The sequence below is a fragment of the Bradyrhizobium sp. 142 genome (genome assembly GCF_023074015.1).
Classification (GTDB): Bacteria; Pseudomonadota; Alphaproteobacteria; order Rhizobiales; family Xanthobacteraceae; genus Bradyrhizobium.
Genome location: NZ_JADPKQ010000029.1, coordinates 34,043 through 57,583, shown reverse-complemented (window position 1 = coordinate 57,583; position 23,541 = coordinate 34,043). Strand labels below are relative to the sequence as shown.

The window sequence follows — 23,541 nt, the reverse complement described above, 5'->3', positions numbered from 1 at the left end:
TGCCGCGCGCTCTATGTGCCGACCACTTTCAGATGCGGCGAGGAATTGCCCTGTGGGCGCCGCTCCAGAAGCTTCATCGCGGCGTCGACGCCGCCGGAGCGGTGCGGCACGCCCGCGACCGACAGGCCCATCTCCACGCCGGTGAGCGCGCCGAGGAGCGTCAGCGCGTTGCATTCGCCGAGATGGCCGATGCGGAAGACTTTTCCGGCGACCTTGGAGAGGCCCGAGCCGAGCGATATGTTGTAATTGTCGAGCACGATCTTGCGAAACTGATCGGCGTCGTGGCCCGGCGGCATCAACACCGCGGTGAGCACCGGCGAGAATTCGGCGGGCTCCAGGCAGAGGATCTCGAGGCCCCAGTGATTGACCGCGGCACGGGTTGCGGCAGCAAGCCGCTGATGGCGCGCGAAGACGTTGTCGAGCCCCTCTTCGAGCAGCATCGCGATCGCCTCGCGCAAGCCATAGAGCAGGTTCGTCGCCGGCGTGTAGGGGAAGAAGCCATTTGCGTTGGACTTGAGCATTTCCTCCCAGTCGAAATAGGAGCGCGGCATCTTGTTGGTCTTCGAAGCAGTGCGAGCCTTCTCCGAGATCGCGTTGAAGCCGAGCCCGGGCGGCAGCATGAAACCCTTCTGCGAGCAGCTCACGCTGACATCGACCCTCCACTCCTCGTGGCGGTAGTCGACCGAGCCGAGCGAGGAAATGGTGTCGACCATCAACAACGCCGGATGCGCGGTGCGGTCGATCGCGGCGCGGATCTCGGCGATGCGGCTGGTCGCACCGGTCGAGGTCTCGTTGTGCACGACCATCACGGCCTTGATCGCGCGCGCGGTGTCGTCAGCGAGCTTTGCCTCGATCACGGAGGGGTCAGCGCCACGGCGCCAGTCGCCGGGAACGAAATCAACCTCGATGCCGAAGCGGCCCGCCATCTGCCGCCACAGGATGGCGAAATGGCCGGTCTCCACCATCAGCACTTTGTCGCCAGGCGACAACGTGTTGACGATCGCGGCCTCCCAGGCGCCCGTCCCCGACGAGGGGAAGATCACGACCGGACCTGCGGTCTGGAAAATCTTCCGGCTGCCTTCGAGCACAGCGCGACCGAGCTCACCGAATTCCGCGCTCCGATGGTCGATGACAGGCATGTCCATCGCGCGCAGGACGCGCTCGGGGACCGGACTCGGGCCCGGAATCTGAAGGAAATGGCGTCCCTGATGCATGAAAACGTCCCTGTCGGCGGATTCTGGCCCGGTCTAGAGATTATTTTGCATTCATTTTTTGTCCTTTCAATCGAAATTTGGTATTCGATTGCGAACATCGACGCGATCAAACAGGCAAACTACTGTGCGGCAAATGAAATCCACGATTCCAGATGCCGGGGTTCCGATCGGCCCGCCAGCCGCAAATGGCGGCGACCGTCAGGAGCCTTCGCTTCACGGCGAGACCCTGCTGCGGCTGCGCGACTACGTGGTCGAGGGCAACATCCCCGACGGCGCGCGCGTTCCCGAACGTCAGCTCTGCGAGATGCTCGGCATCTCCCGCACCCCGCTGCGCGAGGCCCTGAAAGTACTCGCCGCCGAGGGCCTGATCGAGCTCCTGCCCAACCGTGGGGCGCGCGTGCGCCAGCTCAGCCAGCGCGATCTCGAGGAGCTGTTCGACGTGATGGCGGGGCTGGAGAGCCTTGCCGGGCGCCTCGCCTGCGAAGCCATTACCGATGCGGAAATCACCGTGATCGAACAGCTGCATTACGAGATGTACGGCCACTATCTGCATCGCGACATGCACGGCTATTTCCAGGCCAACCAGCGCATCCACGAGAGCATCGTCGCGGCCGCACGCAACGAGACGCTAAAGTCGACCTACGCCAATTTCGCCGGCCGGATCCGCCGCATCCGCTACTCCGCCAATTTCGCCCGCAAGCGGCAGCGCTGGGCCGAAGCGATGCGCGAGCACGAGGCCATCCTCGACGCGCTGCGCCGCCGCTCCGCGAGCGAACTCAGCGACATCCTGTTCCAGCACCTGCGCAACAAGCGGGCGGCGGCGATCGAGCACCTGACCGAGCCTCAAGACGACGCGGCGGCCCCGCTTTGAGGGGCGCTCAGCTTGCTCATTTTGAATTCATAATATAATCGACCAGAAACAAGAATGAATACTCCAGCCGGGCTCCAGCCCCTCGTTGGATCACTCCGGGACCAGGGATGACAAACGACTCCTCGCTCGAACGGCGCCTGTGCGCGGAAATAACCGGCGACGTCCTGTTCGACCGCTTCAGCCGCGGCCGCTACGCCACCGACGCCTCGTTCTACCAAATCATGCCCGCGGGCGTGGTCGTGCCCAAGACCGTGGACGAGGCCTTGCGGGCCCTGGCGATCGCGCGCGACGACGGGCGGAAGGTCACCCCGCGTGGCGGCGGCACCTCGCAATGCGGCCAGACCGTCAATGACGGGCTCGTGGTCGATCTCTCGAAACATCTGAACCGGATCCTGTCGCTGGACGTCGAGGGCCGCACCTGCGTGGTCGAGCCCGGCATCGTGCTCGACGATCTCAACCGCCAGCTGAGAAAGCACGGCCTGTGGTTTCCGGTCGACGTCTCCACGGCCTCGCGCGCCACTATCGGCGGCATGGCCGGCAACAATTCCTGCGGCGGCCGTAGCTTGCGCTACGGCACCATGCGGGACAACACGCTGTCGATGGAGGCCGCCCTTGCCGACGGCACGCTGAGCCGCTTCGGCGAGGTCTCGCGCGATCTCTCTGACTTTGACGCGAGCGACAGCGCGCGGGCGCTCTTCCGCGACATGCTCGATCTCGGCGCCCGCGAAGCCGAGGAGATCGCCACGCGCTTTCCAAAGGTGCAGCGCCGCGTCGGCGGCTACAATCTCGATGCGCTGGTGCCGCGCAATGCGCGCAACAACATGGCGCACCTTCTTGTCGGCTCCGAAGGCACCCTCGCTTTCACCACCAAGGTCGAGCTGAAGCTGTGGCCGGTGATCCGCAATAAAGCGCTCGGCGTCTGCCATTTCGGCAGTTTTTATGAGGCGATGGATGCGGCCCAGCACCTGGTCAAGCTCAAGCCGATCGCGGTCGAGCTGGTCGACCGCACCATGCTCGCGCTCGGCCGCGATATCGCGATGTTCAGGCCGATCATCTCTGCCGCCATCAAGGGCGATCCGGATGCCGTGCTCGTGGTCGAATTCGCCGAAGAGGACCAGGCGGACAATCTGGCCCGCCTCAAGCAACTCGGCGAATTGATGGGCGACCTCGGCTTCGGCTGGAATAACGACAGACGCAAATGGGGCGGCGTGGTCGAGATCACCGAGCCCAGGCTGCAAAGCGGCATCGCAGATTTCCGCGCCGCCGGTCTCAACGTCATGATGTCGATGAAGCAGGAGGGCAAGCCGGTCTCCTTCGTCGAGGACTGCGCCGTGCCGCTGCCGCATCTTGCCGACTACACCGCGCGGCTGAGCGAAGTCTTCGCGAAGCACGGCACCAGCGGCACGATGTATGCGCATGCCTCCGAGGGCTGCTTGCATGTGCGCCCCGTGCTGAATTTGAAGCTGGAGAAGGACGTCAAGGCGATGCGGGCCATCGCCGAAGAAGCCTTCGAGCTGGTGCGCGAATACAAGGGCTCGCATTCCGGCGAGCACGGCGACGGCCTGGTGCGCTCGGAATTCCACGAAACGATGTTCGGCGAACGCCTCGTGGCCGACTTCAGGGAAGTGAAGCAGCGCTTCGATCCCGAGGGCGTGCTCAATCCCGGCAAGATCGTGGACGCGCCCAAAATGGATGACCGCTCGCTGTTCCGTTACCGGCCCGACTATCGCGTCACTGACTTGAAGACCAGGCTCGACTGGTCCGTTTATCCCGGCGCCGGCGGCGGATTCCAGGGCGCGGTCGAGATGTGCAACAACAACGGCGCCTGCCGCAAGCTCGAGGGCGGCGTGATGTGCCCGTCCTACCGCGCGACGCGCAGCGAGAAGGACGTCACGCGAGGCCGCGCCAACACGCTGCGGCTTGCGATCTCCGGCCAGCTCGGCCCTGACGCGCTTTCGTCCGACGAGATGATGGAGACGCTGAAACTCTGCGTCTCCTGCAAGGCCTGCCGCCACGAATGCCCGACCGGCGTCGACATGGCCAAGATGAAGATCGAGGTGCTCGCCGCTCGTGCCGCATCACACGGCCTGACGCTGCGCGATCGCCTGGTCGGCTACCTCCCGCGCTATGCCGGCCTCGCGTCGCGCTTCGCGCCGCTCGCCAATTTGCGCAACCGCAGCCCGCTGCTGCGAAAGCTGTTCGAGCGCTTTGGCGGCATCAGCGCGCGCCGGACGCTGCCGGCTTTCCGCAGCGACGTATTTGCGTCGCCGGCGGAATCGGTCGGGCCCGAAACGGGCCGCGAGGTCGTGCTTTTCGCCGACACATTTAATCGCATCTACGAGCGCGAAAACCTCGATGCCGCGCTGCGCGTGCTCGCGGCGGGCGGTTATCGCGTGCATCTGCCGAAACCTGCAAGCGGCAGCCGGCCGCTGTGCTGCGGCCGCACATTCCTGTCAGCCGGCCTAGTCGACGAGGCCAAGGCCGAACTCGACCGGCTCGTGGCCGCCTACGCGCCGTTTGCGGCGCGCGGCGTGCCGATCGTCGGACTCGAGCCGAGCTGCCTGCTGACGCTGCGCGATGAGCTCGCCTCGCTGCGCAAGGACGATGATGCCAAGGCGGTCGGCGCCCATGCCCTCACCTTCGAGGAGTTTCTGGTACGCGAGGCGAAGGCCGGACGGCTGCAACTGCCGCTCGGCGCCATCGCCGACAAGGCCGTGGTGCACGGCCATTGCCATCAAAAATCCTTCGGCGCGTTCAAGCCGGTCGAGCAGGTGCTGCGTCTCGTCCCCGGCCTCAAGGTCGAGACCATCGAATCGAGCTGCTGCGGCATGGCCGGCGCCTTCGGCTACGGCACTGAGACCTATGACGCCTCGATCGAAATGGCCGAGCTGTCGCTGCTGCCCGTTGTGCGGCGCGCGGATCAGGCGACGCTGGTCGTTGCCGACGGCACCTCCTGCCGGCACCAGATCCACGACGGCGCCCAGCGCGAGGCGCTTCACGTCGCGCGCGTGCTGGCGATGAGCCTCGATCGTGCCGAGACTCAATCCACAACCCCTCCCATTGCAAAGGAAACCAGCCATGGCTGACCTCACCCTCGACACCGGCCGCAAGATCCTCGACGCTGCCTTCGCGAAATCCACCGAGCTGAAGCTGAAGCCGCTGGTCGTCACCATCCTCGACGCACGCGGGGTGCTCAAGATCGCCGCGGCGCAGGACGGCACCAGCCTGATGCGCGCCGAGATCGCCCACGGCAAGGCCTATGGCGCGCTCGCGCTCGGCATGGGCTCGCGCGCTTTGTTCCAGCGCGCGCAGGAGCAGGCCTATTTCATCGACGCCGTGAACACCCTCGCCAAGGGCGCGCTGGTGCCGGTCCCCGGCGGCGTGCTGATTATGGACGGCACAACCTTGCTCGGCGCCGTCGGCGTCTCCGGCGACACCTCCGACAATGACGAGGCCTGTGCGGTCGCCGGCATCCAGGCGTCCGGGCTGAAGGCCAACGCGGGGTAATCTCCGGCGGGCCCTAGCATCTGCGATCTGGAAGCCATTTTTTGATATGTTTGCGGCGTTTGGGTCGACAAATAGGCGGTAGCGTTAGAGGGGCTCGAACCCTGATCCGAGGATTATGATTCCCGCGCTCTTATTTGCAAGGCACTGATCGGCGGTTGCCACGCGCCGATCTTCAATCGTCTTGTCAAGGCAGCAATGCGGAACCAATCGGGCTGTAACGGCGAAACTCATCAATCCACGCAACCCAAGGATTCGATTGCCTGCTTGAGGTTTTCCTCACAGAGAAGAAGGCCAGTTTCTTCTTCCGCGTGACCCAAGCGTGACCCAATTGAAAGCAGCCAGGCAGCCTCGGTCCGACCACCCTGTAAGCTATTGTTGGGGATCTTGGTGGGCGCACCAAGGAGATCGGCAGTCGAAGGGATCGACGGCACAACACAATCCGACTAATAGGTTCAAATCGCGGACCTGCAACCATCTCAAATTGTTATTTGAGACGGTCGCCTAGCGTTGCCCTCCGAAGCTGGACCGGAGTGCCAGCTAATCCCTTTCAAACCCACCTTTTTTGCAGCGACCGATCGCTATTTGCTTATCAGAGGCACACCCGGGCCATGTTTATGCGCGGCGAAGCCATTCATCTAGCTTCGACCATCGCCGTCGGCCCGAAGCGTTGCGAACAGCGATGGCCACTGCTTTCTTCTGACCCACCAAGATGACCAATCGCTTGCCCCTCGTGACCCCGGTGTAGAGCAGGTTTCGCTGGAGCATAGCGTAATGCTGGGTCATGACCGGGATTACAACAGCCGGGTATTCCGAACCCTGGCTTTTGTGAATTGTCGCAGCGTAGGCAGGCACCAAGGTATCGAGTTCACCAAACCCGTAAGTTACAGCCCGGTTGTCAAAGCTGACTGTGAGCTCGCCGTCGTCTAGATTTACTTCCTGGATATAGCCAATATCGCCATTATACACTTCCTTGTCATAATCGTTCTCGATCTGCATCACCTTGTCGCCGGGCGCGAAGGTCCACCCAAAGCGCTCGACCTTATTCGGCCCTGCCGGATTCAACGCTGCTTGCAGTTCGATGTTCAGTGACCGCGCACCGACCCCGCCTCGGTTCATTGGGCAGAGAACCTGAATGTCGCGAATGGGGTCGAGACCGAAGCGTTTGGGAATGCGCGTTTTCACCAACTCGACCATGCGCAGCACAGCGGTCTCGGGCTCGTCTGCTTGGACGAAGTAGAAGTCACTCTGGCCCTCCGGCTGGCTGAGATCGGGGATGAAACCCTGATTGATGCGATGGGCAGTGGTGATAATCCGACTTTGAGCTGCCTGTCGAAATACCTCGGTTAAACGCACCACGGGTAGGGCTCCGGAAGAAATGATATCAGCAAGCACCTGGCCCGGCCCTACGGAGGGAAGTTGGTCGATATCACCAACAACCAATAGCGCTGCGGAGTTCGGCAAGGCCGTCGCGAGGGCTTGCATCAACATCACGTCGACCATCGAGGCTTCGTCGACGACAAGCAGGTCGCAGTCCAGCGCATTATCGTCCCCGCGCTTGAAGCCTCCTCCTTTCGGGTCGACCTCCAGCAGTCGGTGGATCGTCTTAGCCTCGAAGCCCGTCGCTTCTGTCATGCGCTTTGCAGCCCGGCCGGTGGGAGCGCACAACAGCAGCCTTACTCCTTTTGCCGCCAGGATACGCAGGATGCCCCTGACGATGGTGGTTTTGCCGACGCCTGGGCCGCCAGTCATCACCAGGACTTTTGACATCAGAGCGAGGCGGATCGCGGCGACCTGCGTTTCGGCGAGGGCCAATCCAATCCGCTCTTCGACCCAAGGCAATGCCTTATCAGGATTAATCCAGGCCCACGGAAGCTTGCCATTCGTAAGCCGCGTCAGCTTTTCGGCGATTGCGCGCTCCGCTCGGTGTAACCCCGCGAGGAACACACATGGAGTTTCGTCGACGCTATCGGCGATGACCGTGCCCTCGGTCAGTTCCAGAGCAAGCGCCGTCCCCACCAGCTCCACAGATACCTCAAGCAGCTTCTCGGCCAGCCGCGTCAGCTCATTCGATGGCAAGCCACAGTGTCCCTGGTCCATGGCTTCGGTCAGCGCGTATGAAATACCGGCCCGAACCCGGATCATCGCGGTTTTCTCGATTCCGAGCTTCATCGCGATCGCGTCAGCAGTCTTGAATCCTATGCCGCGGATATCCCGAGCTAGACGGTATGGATTTTCGGACATGATCTGCACGGCATCGGCGCCGTAGGTTTTGAAAATCCGGACCGCCCGGGCCGTGCCGACGCCGTTGCTATGCAGGAATAACATGATTTCGCGGATTATCTTCTGTTCGGCCCAAGCGCTGGTGATACGGCTGGCTCGCACTGCACCGATCCCTGCGACCTCGAGCAGGCGCCGGGGTTGTGCTTCTATAGTATCGAACACCTTTTCGCCGAAGGCGCGCACAAGCTTCTTCGCGTAGACCGGTCCTATGCCGCGGATCATCCCGCTTCCGAGGTATTTTTCGATCCCGTCGACCGATGTCGGTTCCGAGGTCTTGAGAAACTTCGCCTTATACTGCTGTCCGTGGGTGCGATCGTTGATCCATTCGCCCGATGCAGTAACCCACTCCCCAGCTGCGATGACGGCCGAATGGCCGACTACCGTGACCAGCTCCCGGTGCCCCCTAGCCTTGATCCGAAGGACGCAGAAGCCGGTATCGCCGTTATGAAACGTCACGCGCTCGACGACGCCCGCCAATACTTCCTGGGTCGTCGGCTGGGCCTGGTGTTTCATAAGCGCAAACATATCATTTTCGCCGTGGCCGGGCAGCGCCTGTGATCGGGATTTGGCCCCACGACTCTAGTCGTGACTCTTGTTGTGGCCTTTTGCCAGCCATCCGCCAACCGTGGTTACTGACCTCGCTAATCCATGCGAGAGGAGTATAGAACTTGGCGCCGCCAGCACCAAAAGCCGGTTGGCACTAGTCCGTGCAGAGGCCGTGATCGAATAATGCGCAAGACACCACGACGCCGCTCGACGGAAATTGCTGCCTAGCAGCGATTTCGGGCGGGACCACGGTGCTAGCGCACCCGACACGATTCGATCGTGTGACCTGAGAGAGGGCGACGCACCCTCAAAACCGTCCCCTCGCCCGCCCCTCTTGGCCCTTGCCGACAGCAGGGCAATAAATGAACCGCAACGCAGCACTATGCAGCGTGTCGTCGTGCCATTTCTGTAAGGGCGTCGAGCCCCTTTTCCGTCAATGAATAAGGCGCTGCCTGCTCTCGGCTGGTCTTTTGCACTAACGCCTTCCGTTTTAGATACTGCATGAGAGCATTTATCGAAGCGTGCGGTATTTGTAGTGCATTTTTCAAATCCCTGATCCGCAGTGATTGTGCATCGCGTATAGCCGAGAGCACCGCGCGAACGCGATCTGATTCGACAGGTAGCCGGGGCGCATGCGCTAAGCGGGCGTCCGGGTGGCGTTGCGGATGCTTCAATCCGGCCGCAGTGATCCGATAGATTGCTCTATCAGCAAGGCCGTCCTGCGCTACGACAAGGTGCCTCGCAACAAAGCGATCAAGGATCTTCTGAACACTTTTCTCTGGGAGCAAAACTGCTAGCCTTATCTTTGTATCATTGGTTGCATAGGCGTCCGGAATCACCGAAAGCACGCACGACTCATCGCGTGACAGCAAAATAGTCTTGTCATTAGTGCGCGTGACGGCCTCAAGAATTCTTTCTGAGTCCCCGAATTTCACAAGTCCTTGCGCATGAAGTTTGACCAGAAGCTGACGAACTCTTTGAAGACTGATGCCTAACCTTTCGGCAAGTTCATTGCCCTGCATCGGCCGGTCTAAAACATCGAGCAGACGCCGAGCGCCAGGGCCAGGAAGTGCATTATCAGGCCGAATTCGATCTGGAGTTGCCTTAAATCGACAATTCCTTCCCCGTCGAGTGGGATGCCAACTACTCATAGCGCCGCGCCTGGCCAGACCTAGTTCCTTCAGTGCATCGAGCGCCACTGTTGCTCTCTTGAGATCAAGCTTGGCTTGAATTGCAATTTCAGTCTTGGATTCCTTGCGCAATCTGAGCGCGGCAAGACAAGCCGCCTGGGATTCGGTCAGAATAAGACTCCGAGCTCCGGGATTCATTCTGGCTCTCTGGCTGATTCGTGCAAGGCAACAGTATGGGCGATCTAGTGACAACGAACAGGCACAGCAGCAATAATCCACAACGCGATCAGAACAATCCAACGTCGCACGGTTAGACTTGCCACCAGACCGCACGCTCGACCCAGTTTCGCAAGCGCTGCCGCGGAGGATGCTCACTCTTCAAGTCGATCGCCACCTTTCACGAACAGCAGGCCAATGGCGCCGCCCGCCAGTAGCACCGCGATCGGAATAAGGCCAATCGCCTGTCGTCGAACGGACGTGTACCGATGATGTCGCGCCCTTGGTCGCTTCCCGTTTGGCCGAACCAAGCGAGATCAGTCCAGCCATCGCAAAGATGGTAGGCGAACACGAGGCGTTCGAACTCGATGCCGCTGAAATCCTCGAAGTGAATCGGCCGGACCGTCCGAGCTATCGTCACCTGCCTGCCTCCTGGCTTCCGCAACTGCGGAGTGGGTTGATGATCTGAACGTCCTCGAAGTCCTTTTCATTGTCGGTCACGACGACGCACTCATTAGCTTCGGCTACGGCGGCAATGATTGTGTCTAGCGCGCTTCGCGAACGGCCCTTGGCTTTACCGTTGGCCATCAGCCGCGCCCAGATCAAACCCGCCTTATCGTCGAACGATAGGATGCGGCCGGCGAACAGCGCTTGCGGCCCTTCTGGGCCAGCGAACCAAGTTTCAAGGCTGCTACGCTTCTTGTCTTTCGGCTTTTCCAAGATGCCTCGGTGGATTTCGGCGACGGTAAGCGAAGCAATGAAAAGGTCGTCGTCCTTCTGCGCGCCCATCCAAGCCAGCAGGGAGCCCGACGGCTCCGGCTTTATGACGTTGCTGATGATATTGGTGTCGAGGAGATAGCGTGTCACAGATCGACCTTACGCCCATCCTCTCGCGGCCGGCTGAGGTCGAGATCCTCGCCAACCAGAGGTGAGCGACGTAACGCTGCTAGAATACCGCCCGCTTTCGGAGGCTCGCCTGCCACGGCCTGCTGTATCGTCCGGCGAAGTTTCCCAGCTTCCGGACCTTCCTCCGTCAATTTCCGGGCAAGGGATCGGAGCAGATCGCGATCGGCGTCGAGCGCCTGAATCTCGAACCGCGCGATGCCACGCTCGGTCAGACGAGACCGATAATTCTCGAGGGCTCTCTTCTGTGCACTGTTGCTCATCGCTTGCCTCCGTGCTATATCCAGATATATAGCCTTATTGTCTTTGGAGTGCAAGGCTGGTGGAAGTGTTATCGGTCCCGGTAGATAAAGATGACCTCTCCCACGCATTTTAGGTGCCGGGGGGCTGCCACCGTGACGAGACGCCCCTCTTCCAAAGGGCGTGATCACAAAAATATTATTGCTACGATGGCCATCGACCCGCGCACCGCCACTACGCCGTCACGCGCCGGCATTCGCTCCGGTGCGACGCAAACTATTGATTTAAAAGCGATTTACGCCTTGCCAAGGCGTCATCAAGACATACAACAGCCGACAAGCTTCGTGTGGTCGCCGACGCGGCTCGCGAACCGGCCGTGCCTGCGTCATCGAAGCCCGATCCACGCCTCGTCAATCTGGTCCGGCTGCTGGCGCGACAGGCCGCACGGAACTTCGTTCAAGCCGAAACAGACAACCGGACGCGAGACCGCCTCCCGGAGTAAGGAGGTCGCCCTATGAAGGTCGCGCTCTACGCCCGCTACTCATCGGACAATCAGCGAGACGCCTCGATCGAGGATCAGTTGCGGCTCTGCCGCCTCCATGCCGAGAAGCAAGACTGGACTGTCGTCGACAGCTATACCGATCGCGCGATCTCCGGCGCGTCGCTCCTGCGCCCCGGCATTCAAGAGCTGATCAGCGACGCAATGCGCGGCAAGTTCGTCGTCGTGCTCGCCGAAGCAATGGATCGGCTGAGCCGCGATCAGGAAGACATCGCCGGGCTATTCAAGCGTATGGCCTTTGGCGGCGTACGTATCGTCACGCTTTCCGAAGGTGACGTGACGCATCTGCATGTCGGGCACGATGAACGCCCTCTTCCTGAAAGACCTCGCCGACAAGACGCGCCGTGGGCTGCGCGGCCGGGTCGAGGATGGCAAGTCCGGTAGCGGGCTGTGCTTCGGCTATGACGTGGTGAAGCAGTTCGCGGCAAATGGTGAGCCGATCCGCGGCGATCGGACGATCAACGAGGCGGAAGCCGCCGTCGTGCGCCGCATCTTCGCCGATTATCTCGCGGGCAAATCGTCCCGCGGCATCGCTGCGGCATCGCTTTTGAGCTGAACAAGGAAGGCGTGCCCGGGCCGCAAGGCGCCGAATGGGGGCCGTCGACGATCCATGGCAACCCGAAGCGCGGTGTCGGCATCCTCAACAATGAACTTTATGTCGGCCGCCTCGTCTGGAACCGTCTCCGCTATCTGAAAGACCCGGATACGGGAAAACGGGTGTCGCGCCTCAATCCTGAATCCGAGTGGGTGGTTCAGGAGGTGCCGGAGATGCGCATCATCGACCAGTAAGTCTGGAACCCGGTGAAGGCACGCCAGCAATCGCTCGCTTATGAGACGTCTGTGCCCAGCGAGAATGCGCAGAACGAACGGCGGCGTCCGAAGCACCCGTTCGCGGGCCTTGTGAAGTGCGGCTGCTGTGGCGGCGGTTACACGATGATCTCGAAGGACCTGCTTGGCTGCGCGACATTGCGGAACAAGGGCACCTGCGACAACCGCCTGAACATCCGGCGAGACGCGCTCGAAACCTCCGTGCTCAGCGGCCTCCGGACGCATCTCATCGAGCCCGAGCTATTCAAGGAATTCTGCGACGAGTTCACCCGCGAAGTGAATCGGCTGCGGATCGAGCGCAGCGCAGACATCATCAGTCAGGGCAAGGAGCTGGAACGTGTCCAGCGTGATTTGGATCGAGCGATCCAAGCCATCCTGGACGGCGTGCCCGGCGCTCAGCTCAAGGATAAGATTGGCGGTCTCGAAGCCCGCAAGGCGGAACTGACCGAGCTGCTTGCCAACGCTGATGAGCCACCGCCCCTCCTGCATCCGAACATGGCGGAGATCTACCGCCAGCGGATTGTAGCGCTCTATGAGAGCTTACAGAGCGAAGACGGCAAGGCCGAGGCGGCTGAGGTATTCCAGACGCTGGTCGATCAGATGACGCTTGTGCCTGACGAGGCCGAGCTGGCAATCGTGCTGCGCGGTGACCTGGCCGCAATCCTGCGGTTCGCTGCAAACAAGAAAACCCCGACGTCCTTTCGGAAACCGGAGTTTTGGGTGCCTTGCTTTCGCAAGAATCATTGGTTGCGGGGACTCGCAACCACCGATACCGACATTCGCTAGCCGTGGCCGACACACAGGCGGCAAGCATGCCGGCCTTCGGCACTTCCGACGTGATCCAGCGCGGCACGGAGGGACTCAATCATTCGCAATCGTTCTCGGCAGCGAAAGGATTTTCGGTGGCATCAAGAACGGCTCGGCGAGATGCCACCGCAACTTAGAATTGGTAGAGATTAGAATCCCTCAAACCAGAAATCGGGAAGAAGCGGTGCAATGAGCAAGCCGTTCTTATTGCTCACCTACTTATCTTTCCCGAAGCTTGGCGAAGCGACGTTGGGCGTTACGCGATTCAACGCGCCGCGTACGTTTAGATCGATTCCGAACTGTGACCTATTGTCACATCATCGTGTCTCACTGTAGCCGAGACCCCACAGGCTTTTCTCTGATGGGGACAACAGTGAAGCGTTTAGTGGGACCAATATGCGCGGCGGCTGCGATGCTGTCCGCTTGCCAGGCACATGCAGGGGAATCACCGTTCGGCTGGATCTACACCGCCGACCTGCATCCCAAAGGCACCGGCGAATACGAGCACAAGTCGTTTCTGCAGTCCGGGCAATCCCAGGGGCAGTATTATTACCTGCAGAACAAGGAAGAGATTGAATACGGCGTGACGGACCGGTTGCAGCTTTCCGGCTATTTCAACTGGAGCTATGCCAACGCCTTTCGTAATGGCTTTGACGGGACTACGGGCGGCCCGGGCGTCACCCAATTCCTCGATGCCTCGTTCGATCCTTATGCCCGTTACGAGAAGGCGCGTTTCGATTCAGTCGCGCTGGAGGCGATTTACCAGGTCCTGAATCCCGTGACCGATCCGATCGGTCTGGCGCTCTATATCGAGCCCGAGATCGGACCGAAGGAAAAGGAGCTCGAATGGCGGGTCATCCTGCAAAAGAACTTCCTGGACGATCGCCTCATCGTCGCCCTCAATATCATGGGCAAGCATGAGCGCGAAGTCTACGCCGACGGCTCGATCGAAAGAGCCTCTCCGATCGACGTGACGGTCGGCGCGTCCTATCTCGTCGCGCCGAACTGGATGATCGGCCTGGAGACGCGCATCCACAACGAGTTCACCGGCTACTGGTTCAACAATCCCGAACATTCTGCGTTCTTTGCCGGACCTGTCATCCACTACGGTCAGAAAGAGTTCTGGTGGACGCTGGCTTGGCGTCATCAGCTTCCTGTGGTCATCACCTACAACGAGGATCAGGCCTCGGTGGTCAAGCACGGGCGCATCTACGGCGATGAGCATGCCCGCGACGAAGTGATGTTCCGCCTCGGCGTGCCATTCGGCGCCAACTAACGATCGACCAAGGCACGCAGTCATGAAATGGACACCCATCCTTGCGGCACCGGCGGCCATCGTTCTGGTCGCGCCCGCTAAAGCGAATGTCTACCTGTCTGAGCAACAGGCGATGCAGGCGATCTTTCCGGGCGCATCATTCTCCTCCGGCGGCAGGCCGGGGCTGTTCCGGGCTTCGTCGGGCGGCATCGTGGTAATCGATCGCGTGCTTGGCAAGCACGAATACATCAAATACGCCGTCGGCATCACCGCGGGCGGAATGGTGAAGCAGATCGAGATCCTCGAATATAACGAATCCTATGGCTACGAGGTCCGCGAGGCTTCCTGGCGCTCGCAATTCGTCGGCAAGAGCGCGAGCTCGCCGCTGCAGCTGAACGTCGACATCAAGAACATCAGCGGCGCGACACTATCGTGCAAGCACATCACTGACGGCGTCAGGCGCATCGTCGGTCAGTTCCAAAGCCTGAAAGGCGGCTAGATCATGAGGCGCGCGCGACCGCTCTTGGGGACCATCGTCGAGATCGAGGTCGACGGCGCTGGGCCGGCGATCGCCGAGCGGGCCATCGCGGCAGCGTTCGATGCGATCGCGCTGGTCCAGCGCCTGATGAGCTTTCATGACTGCGATAGCGATCTCGGTCGCATCAACCGCGAGGCATTCCGCACGCCGGTCCGTGTTCATCCGTTAACCGCACGCGTTCTCCGGCGGGCGCACGCCTTCCACGCGGCGAGCGAAGGCCTGTTCGATTGTGCGGTTGGCTTCGAGCTGATGCGGCGCGAATTGCTGCCCTCGGATGGTCTTGGACACGTCTCGACGGGGAGCATCGCGGCGCTGCTTGTCTCTGCTGACGACAGCGTGTCGCTTGCCGCGCCGGTAGCGATCGATCTTGGCGGAATAGCCAAGGGCTTTGCGGTGGATCGTGCCATCGCGACCTTGCGCGCGGCGGGCATTCGACAGGCGACGGTGAATGCCGGCGGCGACCTGCGCGTCATGGGGGAAGCCGCCCAGCCGATCTATGTCCACGTCCCCGATGCCGGGCTTCGCGCGGCGGGACACCTGCGCAATGGCGGCATTGCCACCTCGGCCTCGACTGCCATTGTCAGCCGCGCGAGGGCCTCCCACCTTCCAGCGCCAGACATGGACGGCAAAGCCTATTCGGTGGTCGCGCCGAGCTGCATCGCAGCCGATGCGCTGACCAAGATCCTGGTCCAAACCGGCGACCTGCAGCATCCCAGCTTTGCCCGTTTCGGCGCCACCGCTTTCATCAGCTGCGGTGACCTGCGATCAATGGCGGCCTAACCCATGCGCCTCGGCTCTGTTCAGAAGAGCGTTGTCTGGACTGCAACCAGCGTGGTCGCGCTGACCGGCCTGGCCTGGTTCGTCCTGCACGACCTCATCGAGATGGAGCCCAGCGAAACCGAACGGCTGCTGCTGATGGTCCACGGTATCTCGGCCTACGCAATGTTGATTGTGATCGGCTCGCTCCTGCCACTGCACGTGCGTTCGGGCTGGCATCGGCGGCGCAAGCGATGGACCGGTGGCACCACGCTGGCTACGCTCGTCTTGCTCGCCATGACAGGCCTCGTTCTCTACTACGGGGGCGAGCAGACGCGCGAGCCGGCCCGGTGGATCCATATCGGAATCGGGATTGCCTGCATCGCCCTGTTTCCCGTCCATGCGATGCTCGCGGCAACGATCAGGCGCAGCGCGGACAGCGCCACATCACCTCAGGATGCGGCGGCGGGGAGTCGGACTCGCCTTGCATCCGCATTATTGGGCCGACGCTAGTTAGCTAGCTTGTTCTATCGCTCGTAAGATTAGCGGATGTCTGCCTCGAGTCATTTGCGACGGAATGGCAACGTGGATGACAAGTCCGCTTTGCCCTCCGATCGCTACGGTCCTGACGAGGTAAATCTGGCGGTACCTGAGGGGTTAGCGGCTCACCAAAGCCTAAGATGCCAACTGCAACGGATATCGCGGCAGATCTGCACGCGGAGGCCCTCAGCGCGGATCTTAATGATCGCGATTTGTGAAAGGAGCCGCGGAGAAATGGCGAGGAGGACATCCGTCGACGCCTTCTGCGCGGAACGAATGGCCCCCGATGGGCCGGTCTGGCACTGGCTGTCCTGGTCGCGGACGGCTTACTCGCGGCGGCGGTCTGGATCGCCGTCGACTTCGTCCCGGGCTAGATCCTCCGCCCTGTAGAAGCGAGACTCCATGAAAGCGCCGGCGACGTAAGCGAACTGGCTGACCACAAAACACCCGATGATGACCGGAACGCGCGCAGCGAACCCAAAGTCCGCGGCTCGCAGAAGGATCGCGGAACCGATCGCGATCAACGGTGATACCAAGGCGATAATCCAGACGCGAAAAACGAGGCCGGTTGCGAATCCCAGCAAGGCGCTCGTTGCGAGCAGTGTAACGACCATATTCACGTTCAACTCCGAAGCTGCCGCAAGAAAAATGCCATCCCGCGGGACGCCATTTGCTTTTTTGAAGTCTGCTATTTACGGATCAACGGATTCTTGAGCGGAGCTGGCCCGTCCGGTGCCCACGAACGTTTGGTCAAAAATGTAGATGCCGGGCGGAGCTGCAGCGGCAGCAGCGCCAATCGTTATTCCTGGCTTCTGTTGCGCGGCTGCGGCTCCATATTTGGTTGCCTTTGCTGGTGACCATGCCGCCACCGCCACGGCACCAGCCACAGCAAATATTTCCATTTAATTGCATCCTGCCCCTCCAGATTGGCTCTGTAATGCCCGAGGCTGCTTCAGGACTCCATCGAGACCTCGCTCTAAGCAGAGTCGTCGACATCGTCGTCATCGGTCCTTGGCGCCAATGGTGGTCGCGCGCTGCAGGAATTGCGGCGCGTGATGACGCGGCTCGCGCGGGGCCGGGCGCTCGGAGGGGTCGCGGCCGAGCTTGGATTGCAGCTCCACCAGGTCGGTGAAGACGTCGGCCTGGCGGCGCAGCTCGTCGGCGATCATCGGCGGCTGGCTTGATATCGTGGAAATCACCGTCACCCGGACGCCGCGGCGCTGCACCGCCTCGACCAGCGAGCGGAAATCGCCGTCGCCCGAAAACAGCACGATCTGGTCGACATGCTCGGCAAGCTCCATGGCATCGACCGCGAGTTCGATGTCCATATTGCCCTTCACCTTGCGGCGGCCGGAGGCGTCGATGAATTCCTTGGTCGCCTTGGTGACGACGGTATAGCCGTTGTAATCGAGCCAATCGATCAGGGGACGGATCGACGAATATTCCTGATCTTCGATGATGGCGGTGTAGTAGAAGGCGCGCAACAGGGTGCCGCGGCTCTGGAATTCCTTGAGAAGGCGTTTGTAATCGATGTCGAACCCGAGCGTCTTGGCGGTTGCGTGCAGATTGGCGCCATCGATGAAGAGCGCGATCTTGTTGGAAACCGGTGACATCAAAGATTTCTCACGTTGTTGGAGTTTATTTTGGCGCCGATCAACGAGCGACGAACGCCCGCCGAATAACAGTCGAATAGTGCCGTGGTCGGACAATGTTTGTCATCGATATCAATGAATGCGTCACGATTCCGTGGGCATCGGTTGAATCTCTTTGGATGCCGTTTGCAAGGATGGACGCACCAGCGGATTGCAATTCACCATTGGCGCCTTCTATGCGCAGGAGACGTTCCCAGTAGAGAACCCTGTGCGGTTGATCAGCGTGGCAAATTGGCTGATACGCTAAGAATAGCCGTCCTTCCTGCATCGCTGAGGCGGCAACGACGGCCGCCGCCATGTCACTTCGATAATCACAGCCCCCGGCGACGTTTCCTCGCATGGCGATCGCGCCACCGTCATACGCAACCGTCTCCACGCCATCCCACCGATCATCGTCAGGCAACGCGCCAATGCTGATGGCAGCGAGCACGGCCATATTGAAAACCTGAATTGGCTCACCGCCGATGGCAATCAAGGCGCCTTCGATTAAGGCTGAAACTTTGGCGAACTGCGATCCGCGACGCGCGACAACCGCAAATCGGTCAGCCGCAGAGCGTGCGATACCGCCATCTGCGCCACAAAACGGCGCGGCGCGCTTATGCAGAACATCACTGACAACTGACGCAAGCGAACAATCGTATGCATCTGCGAGCTCGCCTAGATTTTCGATGACGACAAGAAGTGAAACAGCGTCATCCGACGGAGCCCGCGAGGCTGCCACGTCCGCTTGAGCGGCGAGTTCACGCATGGGTACAGCCGACGACGCGCCGCTTGACGCTTGTTGACGGGCGTTCAAGGTTGACGCTCCCCTCGGGGGATTGCAGGGCAGCGCGCCTCCGCAGCGATCGTTGTTGAATTTCGAACGCTGCGACGGCGCAGAAATCCCGTAAGCTCCGGCGAACACAGAGTTCCCGCCGAAACTAACCTGCAGCCATGTGTTGGGGGGCATCGCCAAGCGAGCCCCCGATGACCTGCGGCTGTCCACTTTATCCGCGATTGCTTTGTCGTGTTCCCACACCGTCTCGTCTCGACCTTTGAAGAAATGCAGTATGCGCAGCCGCTGCTCCATGCTTCGCGCTCGGCGTGATGGATGATGTTCGTCGGTGTCCGTTTCATCATCGGTCTTCATCGAGCAGGCTCAACCTACCAGTTGACCCGCACCCCGAACTTGCCGCTGTAGGCAGAGCGATCGCTGCTTGTGCCCTGCATGTAGCCGACCTGGGCAAACGCCGCGGTGCGCCGCGTCAGCTGCGCAGTGAAGCCCCCCGCGAGCTCCACCCAGCTGCCGCTGAGGTCCGAGCTGAAGGGCAGGAAGCCACTGGCCGAGGAGAACTCCGTCTTGTTGTTGCCCATGAACTCGTGCCACAGGTTGGCGCGCAGCCACGCGGTCATCATGCGCGCCCGGTCGCCCTCCTCCAGCGCCCAGGTGCGCGCGAAGCGGGGTCCCACGCGTCCGGCCAGCGACTCGGAGGTCGGGAAGCGCACCGTCGCGGCCACGTCAGCCGAGTCGTCGAGACCGATGCGCTGGTACATCAGCTGCGCCTGCGGCTCCACGATCCAGCCGCCGCCGACCTGGATCGGGTAGCCGCCCTCGAGCGAAGCCCCCACCCCGCGGCCGTTGGTCGACAGCGTGATCGGGCTCTCGAGCCCCTGGGTGCGCGACGACAGTGCCTTCACGTTGTTGTACAGGGTGACCTGGGCCACGGCGTCCACATACCAGCCCGAGGCCCCGAAGTGCGTTCCGTAGAAGCCGAGCGTCTGGGCGTCGAAGCTGTTGCGGCCCGCGCGGATGCCATCGGCATGGGTCACATCGCCGCCCAGGTGGCCGATCGCGACGGAGATGCCGGCATGATCGCGCCCACCGTCCTCACGGGCCCGGCGGTACACATCCAGGCCAACCTGCATCGCGCTGATGTCGTAGTCGAACTTCGGGCCATCGCTGTAGATCGAGCCGGTGCCCTGGCTGCCATGTATGCCGATCATGCGGCCCCAGGCTCCGTTGGCCACGGTGCGGTTCGCATCGAGCGCGCTGTCGCCGCGCAACTGCTCCTGTTCGCCGACCCGCTCGTGCATCGTGCCCAGCGTCGCGCGTCCGTAGAGCTGGGCCATCGACGGCAGCGCGGTGTAGAGCGAGACTTCCTGCCGGTAGTTCGGGGTCTCCGAGCCGGGCTGGCTCAGCGGCAGGGTCGAGCGAAGGAACCAGTCCTGGGCATCGCTGCCGTCGGTGCTGCCGCGGAACAAGGTGTATTCGTACGGACCCGCGATCACCGGCTTGCTCAGGGTGAAGGCGCCGCTGGCGGTGGTGGCGCCGTTGATCGCATCCACCACCAGGATGCCGTTGCCGTAGGTGAGCGCACCGGCGCCGCCGACGTTGGTGATCCTCAGGCCCGAGGTGCCGGTGGCCGTGCCGCCGTTGACGATCAGCCGGTCCGAGGGCGAGCCGTCCGAGCCAAGGTAGGTGTTGAGCGCGACGGTGCTGCCGATGTTGCCCACGTAGCTGTTCACCGTTAGCGTGTTGCCGATGCCCGTGCCGCCGACCTGCGCCAGGCTGTTGTTCACGAGCGTGCCGTCGATCGTGAAGTTGCCTTTGGCCAGCCCGGCGGCCGCGAGGGTATCCGCCACGGCGACGGTGCCGTTGTTGGTGACCGTGCCCGTGACGCTGCCGTAGCCGCCGAGCGTGGCGCCGGAGTTGACCGTCGTGGCGCCGCCACCGGACAGGGCCGCGCTCGTATGCGCTTCATCGCCGACCACGAGCGTGCCGGCGGTGACGGTGGTGCCGCCGCTGTAGGTGCTGATACCGTTGAGGGTCAGCGTGCCGACACCGGTCTTGGTCAGGCCGCCCGTGCCGGTAAGCGCGTTGTCGGTGGCGATGGTGTAGCCGGCGTCGTCAATGGTGGCTCCGCCGCCGTTGATGTTGAGCGCGCCCGCCTTGAAGCCGGAGATGAAGCTCGCGTTGTCCGCGATCGCGCGCAGGATGCCGCCGTCGAAATTGACCGTGCCAGTGCCGCTGCCCTCGGCCAGCGACAGCGTCTGCAGGACACCTTGGCGGCCGGAAGTGCCATTGAGGTTCACCGTGCCCGCGCTGCCCGCCTGCGCCGCGACCACCACGCCGCCAGCGGCGGTTACCAGACCTGCATCTGCAACCGTCAGCTTGCCGGTGCCGGCATTGCCGACGGTGATCGTGCTGTTGTCGGTCCAGGTTGAACCCGCCCCTGTCACCAACACCGTGCCGTTGCCGGTGGCGAGATTGCCGAGCACGCTGACCGTGCTCAGCAGCCTGCCGCCATTGCTGATTGTCAGCGTGCCCTTGCCGGCATTACCAATGATCGGATCGCCGGTATCATCCCAGATCGAGCCTGCGCCATCGATCGTCACGACACCGACGCCGGATGCCGCATCACCGATGATGCCCGACGCACTTTTCAGTGTTGCGCCATTGGCAATGGTCAAGGTGCCGCTGCCTGCCTCACCAACCACAATGGCCCCGCTCGATGTCCAGCTCGAACCCGGGCCGCTCACTGTCACCGTGCCGTTGCCGGTGACGGCATCCCCGATGATGCCGACGGTGTTCGAGACAGTACCGCCATTGCTGATCGCGAGCGTGCCGGCTCCGGCGTTGGCGACCGTCAGGGTGCTGCTGTTGGTCCATTTCGAGCCCGGGCCGCTCACTGTCACCGCGCCGTTGCTGCCCGCGGCATTCCCGATGAAGCTGTTGGTGTTCGAGACAGTACCGCCATTGCTGATCGCGAGCGTGCCGGTTCCGGCGTTGCCGACCGTCAGGGTGCTGCTGTTGGTCCAGTTCGAGCCCGGGCCGCTCACGGTCACCGTGCCGTTGCTGCCGGCGAAATTCCCGATGATGCCGGCGGTGTTCGAGACAGCACCACCATTGCTGATCGCGAGCGTGCCGGTTCCGAAGTTGGCGACGGTTAACACCAGCGCTGATAGTGTTGAGCCCGAACCGTCGACGGCGAGCGCACCCTTGCCGGTGGAAGCGCTCCCGACGGTTACAGTGCCCGACGCCGTGACGGTACCGCCACTACTAATCGCGAGTTTTCCGGTTCCGGCGTTGCCGATCGACATCGAGCTGTTGCTCCATTTCGAACCCGGGCCGCTCACTGTCACTGTGCCGTTGCTGCCCGCGGCATTCGCGATGATGCTGTTGGTGTTCGAGACAGTACCGCCATTGCTGATCGCGAGCGTGCCGGTTCCGGCGTTGGCGACCGTCAGGGTGCTGCTGTTGGTCCAGTTCGAGCCCGGGCCGCTCACGGTCACCGTGCCGTTGCCGGTGGCGGCATTGCCGATGACGCCAGCGGTGTTCGAGACAGCACCGCCATTGCTGACCGCGAGCGTGCCGGTTCCGGCGGCGGCGACGGTTAACCCCGCCGCTGATAATGTTGAGCCCGAACCGTCGACGCTGAGCGCACCCTTGCCGGTGGAAGCGCTCCCGATGGTTACAGTGCCCGACGCCGCGACGGTACCGCCACTACTAATCGCGAGTTTTCCGGTTCCGGCGTTGCCGATCGACATCGAGCTGTTGGTCCATTTCGAACCCGGGCCGCTCACTGTCACTGTGCCGTTGCTGCCCGCGACATTCCCAATGAAGCTGTTGGTGTTCGAGACAGTACCGCCATTGCTGATCGCGAGCGTGCCGGTTCCGGCGTTGGCGACCGTCAGGGTGCTGCTGTTGGTCCAGTTCGAGCCCGGGCCGCTCACGGTCACCGTGCCGTTGCTGCCGGCGAAATTCCCGATGTAGCTGCTGGTGTTCGAGACGGTACCGCCATTGCTGATCGCGAGCGTGCCGGTTCCGGTGTTGCCGATGTAGAGCGTGCTGCTGTTGGTCAAGTTCGAGCCCAGGCCGCTCACTGTCACCGTGCCGTTGCTGCCGGCGGCACCTCCGATGACGGTGCTGATGGTCGAGACAGTGCCTCCATTGCTGATCGCGAGCGTGCCGGTTCCGTTTTGGCCGACGCCTAGACTACCTCCGGAATTGTTCCATTTCGAGCCCGCGCCGCTCACTGTTACGGTGCCATTGCCGGTGGCCGAGAGGCCCAGATGTGCAGCGTTGGGAGTCGTCAGCGTGCTGCCGTTCTGGATCGTGAGCCTGCCGGTTCCAGTGTTGCCGACTACCGTGAATCCCGAAGCGCCTGTCGAAGGGCCGGAGACACCGAGCACGGTGGCATTCGGGCTCGTCGTGTTGATGGTGACGGAACTGGTCGCCGTCGGCACCGCGCTGGTCGACCAGTTGGTCCTGGTGGTCCAGTCGGTGCTCGTGGCACCGGTCCAGGTCTGCGCCGCCGCCGTTCCCATCGACAGCAGCGCCGTCACCGCCGTGCAGGTCAAGCTGGCTGGCCCGACCACACCACGTGAGGCGCGCATGGCGGACATGGCTTTGCATCTGCCTCGGGTGATCTCTGAAACGGCGGTCCAGGTGCCGTGAGCCTTGTTCCAGACCACGCGATGTGCCTTGTTCATTCCTTATCCTCTGCCAACATTGCCACCACACCGCGCGAGAATGTCCGCGACAGAGAGCTTGGCCTTGGCATCACCGCTTGCATCGAGGGTAATTCGTTCTGGTGCTTCATCTCCAACCCTGTGCCATGTCTTGACGAAGCCGCTTGATGACCGCGCGGCGACTGGTTTGGCTGCGCCTTGGGATGACGACGAAACCGAAGAGCAATGGTCGGACTCTGACATGATCT

21 protein-coding genes and 1 pseudogene are annotated in these 23,541 nt (G+C 62.0%); 12 read left to right on the top strand and 10 right to left on the bottom strand.

Translation table 11 applies throughout. The features are described from left to right. Positions 1–11: 11 nt before the first annotated feature. The gene (locus IVA82_RS02535) at positions 12–1,214 is read right to left on the bottom strand and encodes an alanine--glyoxylate aminotransferase family protein (protein ID WP_247381810.1); all 1,203 of its coding nucleotides are present in this window, start codon (positions 1,212–1,214) and stop codon (positions 12–14) included. Between the two features lie 133 nt (positions 1,215–1,347). Between IVA82_RS02535 and IVA82_RS02530 the strand changes: the two genes are divergently transcribed. From IVA82_RS02530 to IVA82_RS02520, 3 genes are all read left to right on the top strand, one after another. Next, positions 1,348–2,085, top strand: a complete 738-nt coding sequence (locus IVA82_RS02530) for a GntR family transcriptional regulator (RefSeq protein ID WP_247381809.1) — start codon at positions 1,348–1,350, stop codon at positions 2,083–2,085. A gap of 107 nt (positions 2,086–2,192) precedes the next feature. Beyond that, positions 2,193–5,171: an FAD-binding and (Fe-S)-binding domain-containing protein gene (locus IVA82_RS02525; RefSeq protein ID WP_247381807.1), complete on the top strand. Its 2,979-nt coding sequence runs from the start codon at positions 2,193–2,195 to the stop codon at positions 5,169–5,171. Then, complete coding sequence (locus IVA82_RS02520) at positions 5,164–5,592, top strand: heme-binding protein (protein ID WP_247381806.1); 429 nt, start codon at positions 5,164–5,166, stop codon at positions 5,590–5,592. Before IVA82_RS02525 ends, IVA82_RS02520 begins: the two co-directional genes overlap by 8 nt. A gap of 612 nt (positions 5,593–6,204) precedes the next feature. Here IVA82_RS02520 and IVA82_RS02515 read toward each other — a convergent pair. The 4 genes from IVA82_RS02515 to IVA82_RS02500 all read right to left on the bottom strand — a co-directional run bounded on the left by IVA82_RS02515 (position 6,205) and on the right by IVA82_RS02500 (position 10,930). Next, on the bottom strand, positions 6,205–8,397 hold the full coding sequence (locus tag IVA82_RS02515) for an ATP-dependent RecD-like DNA helicase (protein WP_247381803.1): 2,193 nt from the start codon (positions 8,395–8,397) through the stop codon (positions 6,205–6,207). Between the two features lie 401 nt (positions 8,398–8,798). Then, positions 8,799–9,746: a hypothetical protein gene (locus tag IVA82_RS02510; RefSeq protein WP_247381802.1), complete on the bottom strand. Its 948-nt coding sequence runs from the start codon at positions 9,744–9,746 to the stop codon at positions 8,799–8,801. 435 nt (positions 9,747–10,181) lie between these two features. Continuing rightward, a complete protein-coding gene (locus tag IVA82_RS02505) occupies positions 10,182–10,631 on the bottom strand; it encodes a type II toxin-antitoxin system VapC family toxin (RefSeq protein ID WP_247381800.1) in 450 nt (149 codons plus the stop codon). Then, entirely contained in the window at positions 10,628–10,930 is a 303-nt protein-coding gene (locus IVA82_RS02500) for a hypothetical protein (RefSeq protein WP_247381798.1), read from the bottom strand. The genes IVA82_RS02505 and IVA82_RS02500 overlap by 4 nt, the downstream gene beginning before the upstream one ends. 491 nt (positions 10,931–11,421) lie before the next feature. Between IVA82_RS02500 and IVA82_RS02495 the strand changes: the two genes are divergently transcribed. The 8 genes from IVA82_RS02495 to IVA82_RS02460 all read left to right on the top strand — a co-directional run bounded on the left by IVA82_RS02495 (position 11,422) and on the right by IVA82_RS02460 (position 16,163). Beyond that, positions 11,422–11,850: a recombinase family protein gene (locus IVA82_RS02495; RefSeq protein WP_247381797.1), complete on the top strand. Its 429-nt coding sequence runs from the start codon at positions 11,422–11,424 to the stop codon at positions 11,848–11,850. Beyond that, positions 11,768–12,022: a recombinase family protein gene (locus IVA82_RS02490; RefSeq protein WP_247381831.1), complete on the top strand. Its 255-nt coding sequence runs from the start codon at positions 11,768–11,770 to the stop codon at positions 12,020–12,022. The genes IVA82_RS02495 and IVA82_RS02490 overlap by 83 nt, the downstream gene beginning before the upstream one ends. An 11-nt stretch (positions 12,023–12,033) precedes the next feature. Then, complete coding sequence (locus IVA82_RS02485) at positions 12,034–12,255, top strand: recombinase family protein (protein ID WP_247381795.1); 222 nt, start codon at positions 12,034–12,036, stop codon at positions 12,253–12,255. 144 nt (positions 12,256–12,399) lie between these two features. Further along, positions 12,400–13,080, top strand: a complete 681-nt coding sequence (locus tag IVA82_RS02480; RefSeq protein WP_247381793.1) for a hypothetical protein — start codon at positions 12,400–12,402, stop codon at positions 13,078–13,080. A gap of 433 nt (positions 13,081–13,513) precedes the next feature. Next, a complete protein-coding gene (locus IVA82_RS02475; RefSeq protein WP_247381791.1) occupies positions 13,514–14,377 on the top strand; it encodes a DUF6662 family protein in 864 nt (287 codons plus the stop codon). Between the two features lie 22 nt (positions 14,378–14,399). Next, the gene (locus tag IVA82_RS02470) at positions 14,400–14,855 is read left to right on the top strand and encodes an FMN-binding protein (protein WP_247381789.1); all 456 of its coding nucleotides are present in this window, start codon (positions 14,400–14,402) and stop codon (positions 14,853–14,855) included. A 3-nt stretch (positions 14,856–14,858) separates the two neighbouring features. Further along, complete coding sequence (locus IVA82_RS02465) at positions 14,859–15,674, top strand: FAD:protein FMN transferase (RefSeq protein WP_247381786.1); 816 nt, start codon at positions 14,859–14,861, stop codon at positions 15,672–15,674. 3 nt (positions 15,675–15,677) lie between these two features. After that, complete coding sequence (locus IVA82_RS02460) at positions 15,678–16,163, top strand: hypothetical protein (protein WP_247381784.1); 486 nt, start codon at positions 15,678–15,680, stop codon at positions 16,161–16,163. 353 nt (positions 16,164–16,516) lie between these two features. On the opposite strand, the gene IVA82_RS02455 is transcribed toward IVA82_RS02460, so the two are convergent. The 5 genes and pseudogenes from IVA82_RS02455 to IVA82_RS02435 form a co-directional block, all read right to left on the bottom strand. Continuing rightward, positions 16,517–16,810 carry a hypothetical protein gene (locus IVA82_RS02455; RefSeq protein ID WP_247381783.1) on the bottom strand — a complete coding sequence of 98 codons (294 nt, stop codon included), beginning with the start codon at positions 16,808–16,810 and terminating at the stop codon, positions 16,517–16,519. Between the two features lie 72 nt (positions 16,811–16,882). After that, complete coding sequence (locus tag IVA82_RS02450) at positions 16,883–17,092, bottom strand: hypothetical protein (protein WP_247381781.1); 210 nt, start codon at positions 17,090–17,092, stop codon at positions 16,883–16,885. A 74-nt stretch (positions 17,093–17,166) separates the two neighbouring features. Then, positions 17,167–17,803, bottom strand: a pseudogene (locus IVA82_RS02445) (NYN domain-containing protein). 40 nt (positions 17,804–17,843) lie between these two features. Beyond that, positions 17,844–18,971, bottom strand: coding sequence for a hypothetical protein (locus IVA82_RS02440; protein WP_247381776.1), 1,128 nt, complete (start codon positions 18,969–18,971; stop codon positions 17,844–17,846). 14 nt (positions 18,972–18,985) lie between these two features. Then, entirely contained in the window at positions 18,986–22,705 is a 3,720-nt protein-coding gene (locus tag IVA82_RS02435; protein WP_247493153.1) for an autotransporter outer membrane beta-barrel domain-containing protein, read from the bottom strand. Between IVA82_RS02435 and IVA82_RS02430 the strand changes: the two genes are divergently transcribed. Continuing rightward, positions 22,668–23,279 (top strand): hypothetical protein, encoded by a 612-nt coding sequence (locus tag IVA82_RS02430; RefSeq protein ID WP_247381829.1) that lies wholly within the window; start codon positions 22,668–22,670, stop codon positions 23,277–23,279. The two genes, IVA82_RS02435 and IVA82_RS02430, sit on opposite strands and share 38 nt — an antisense overlap. The last annotated feature ends 262 nt before the right edge of the window (positions 23,280–23,541 follow it).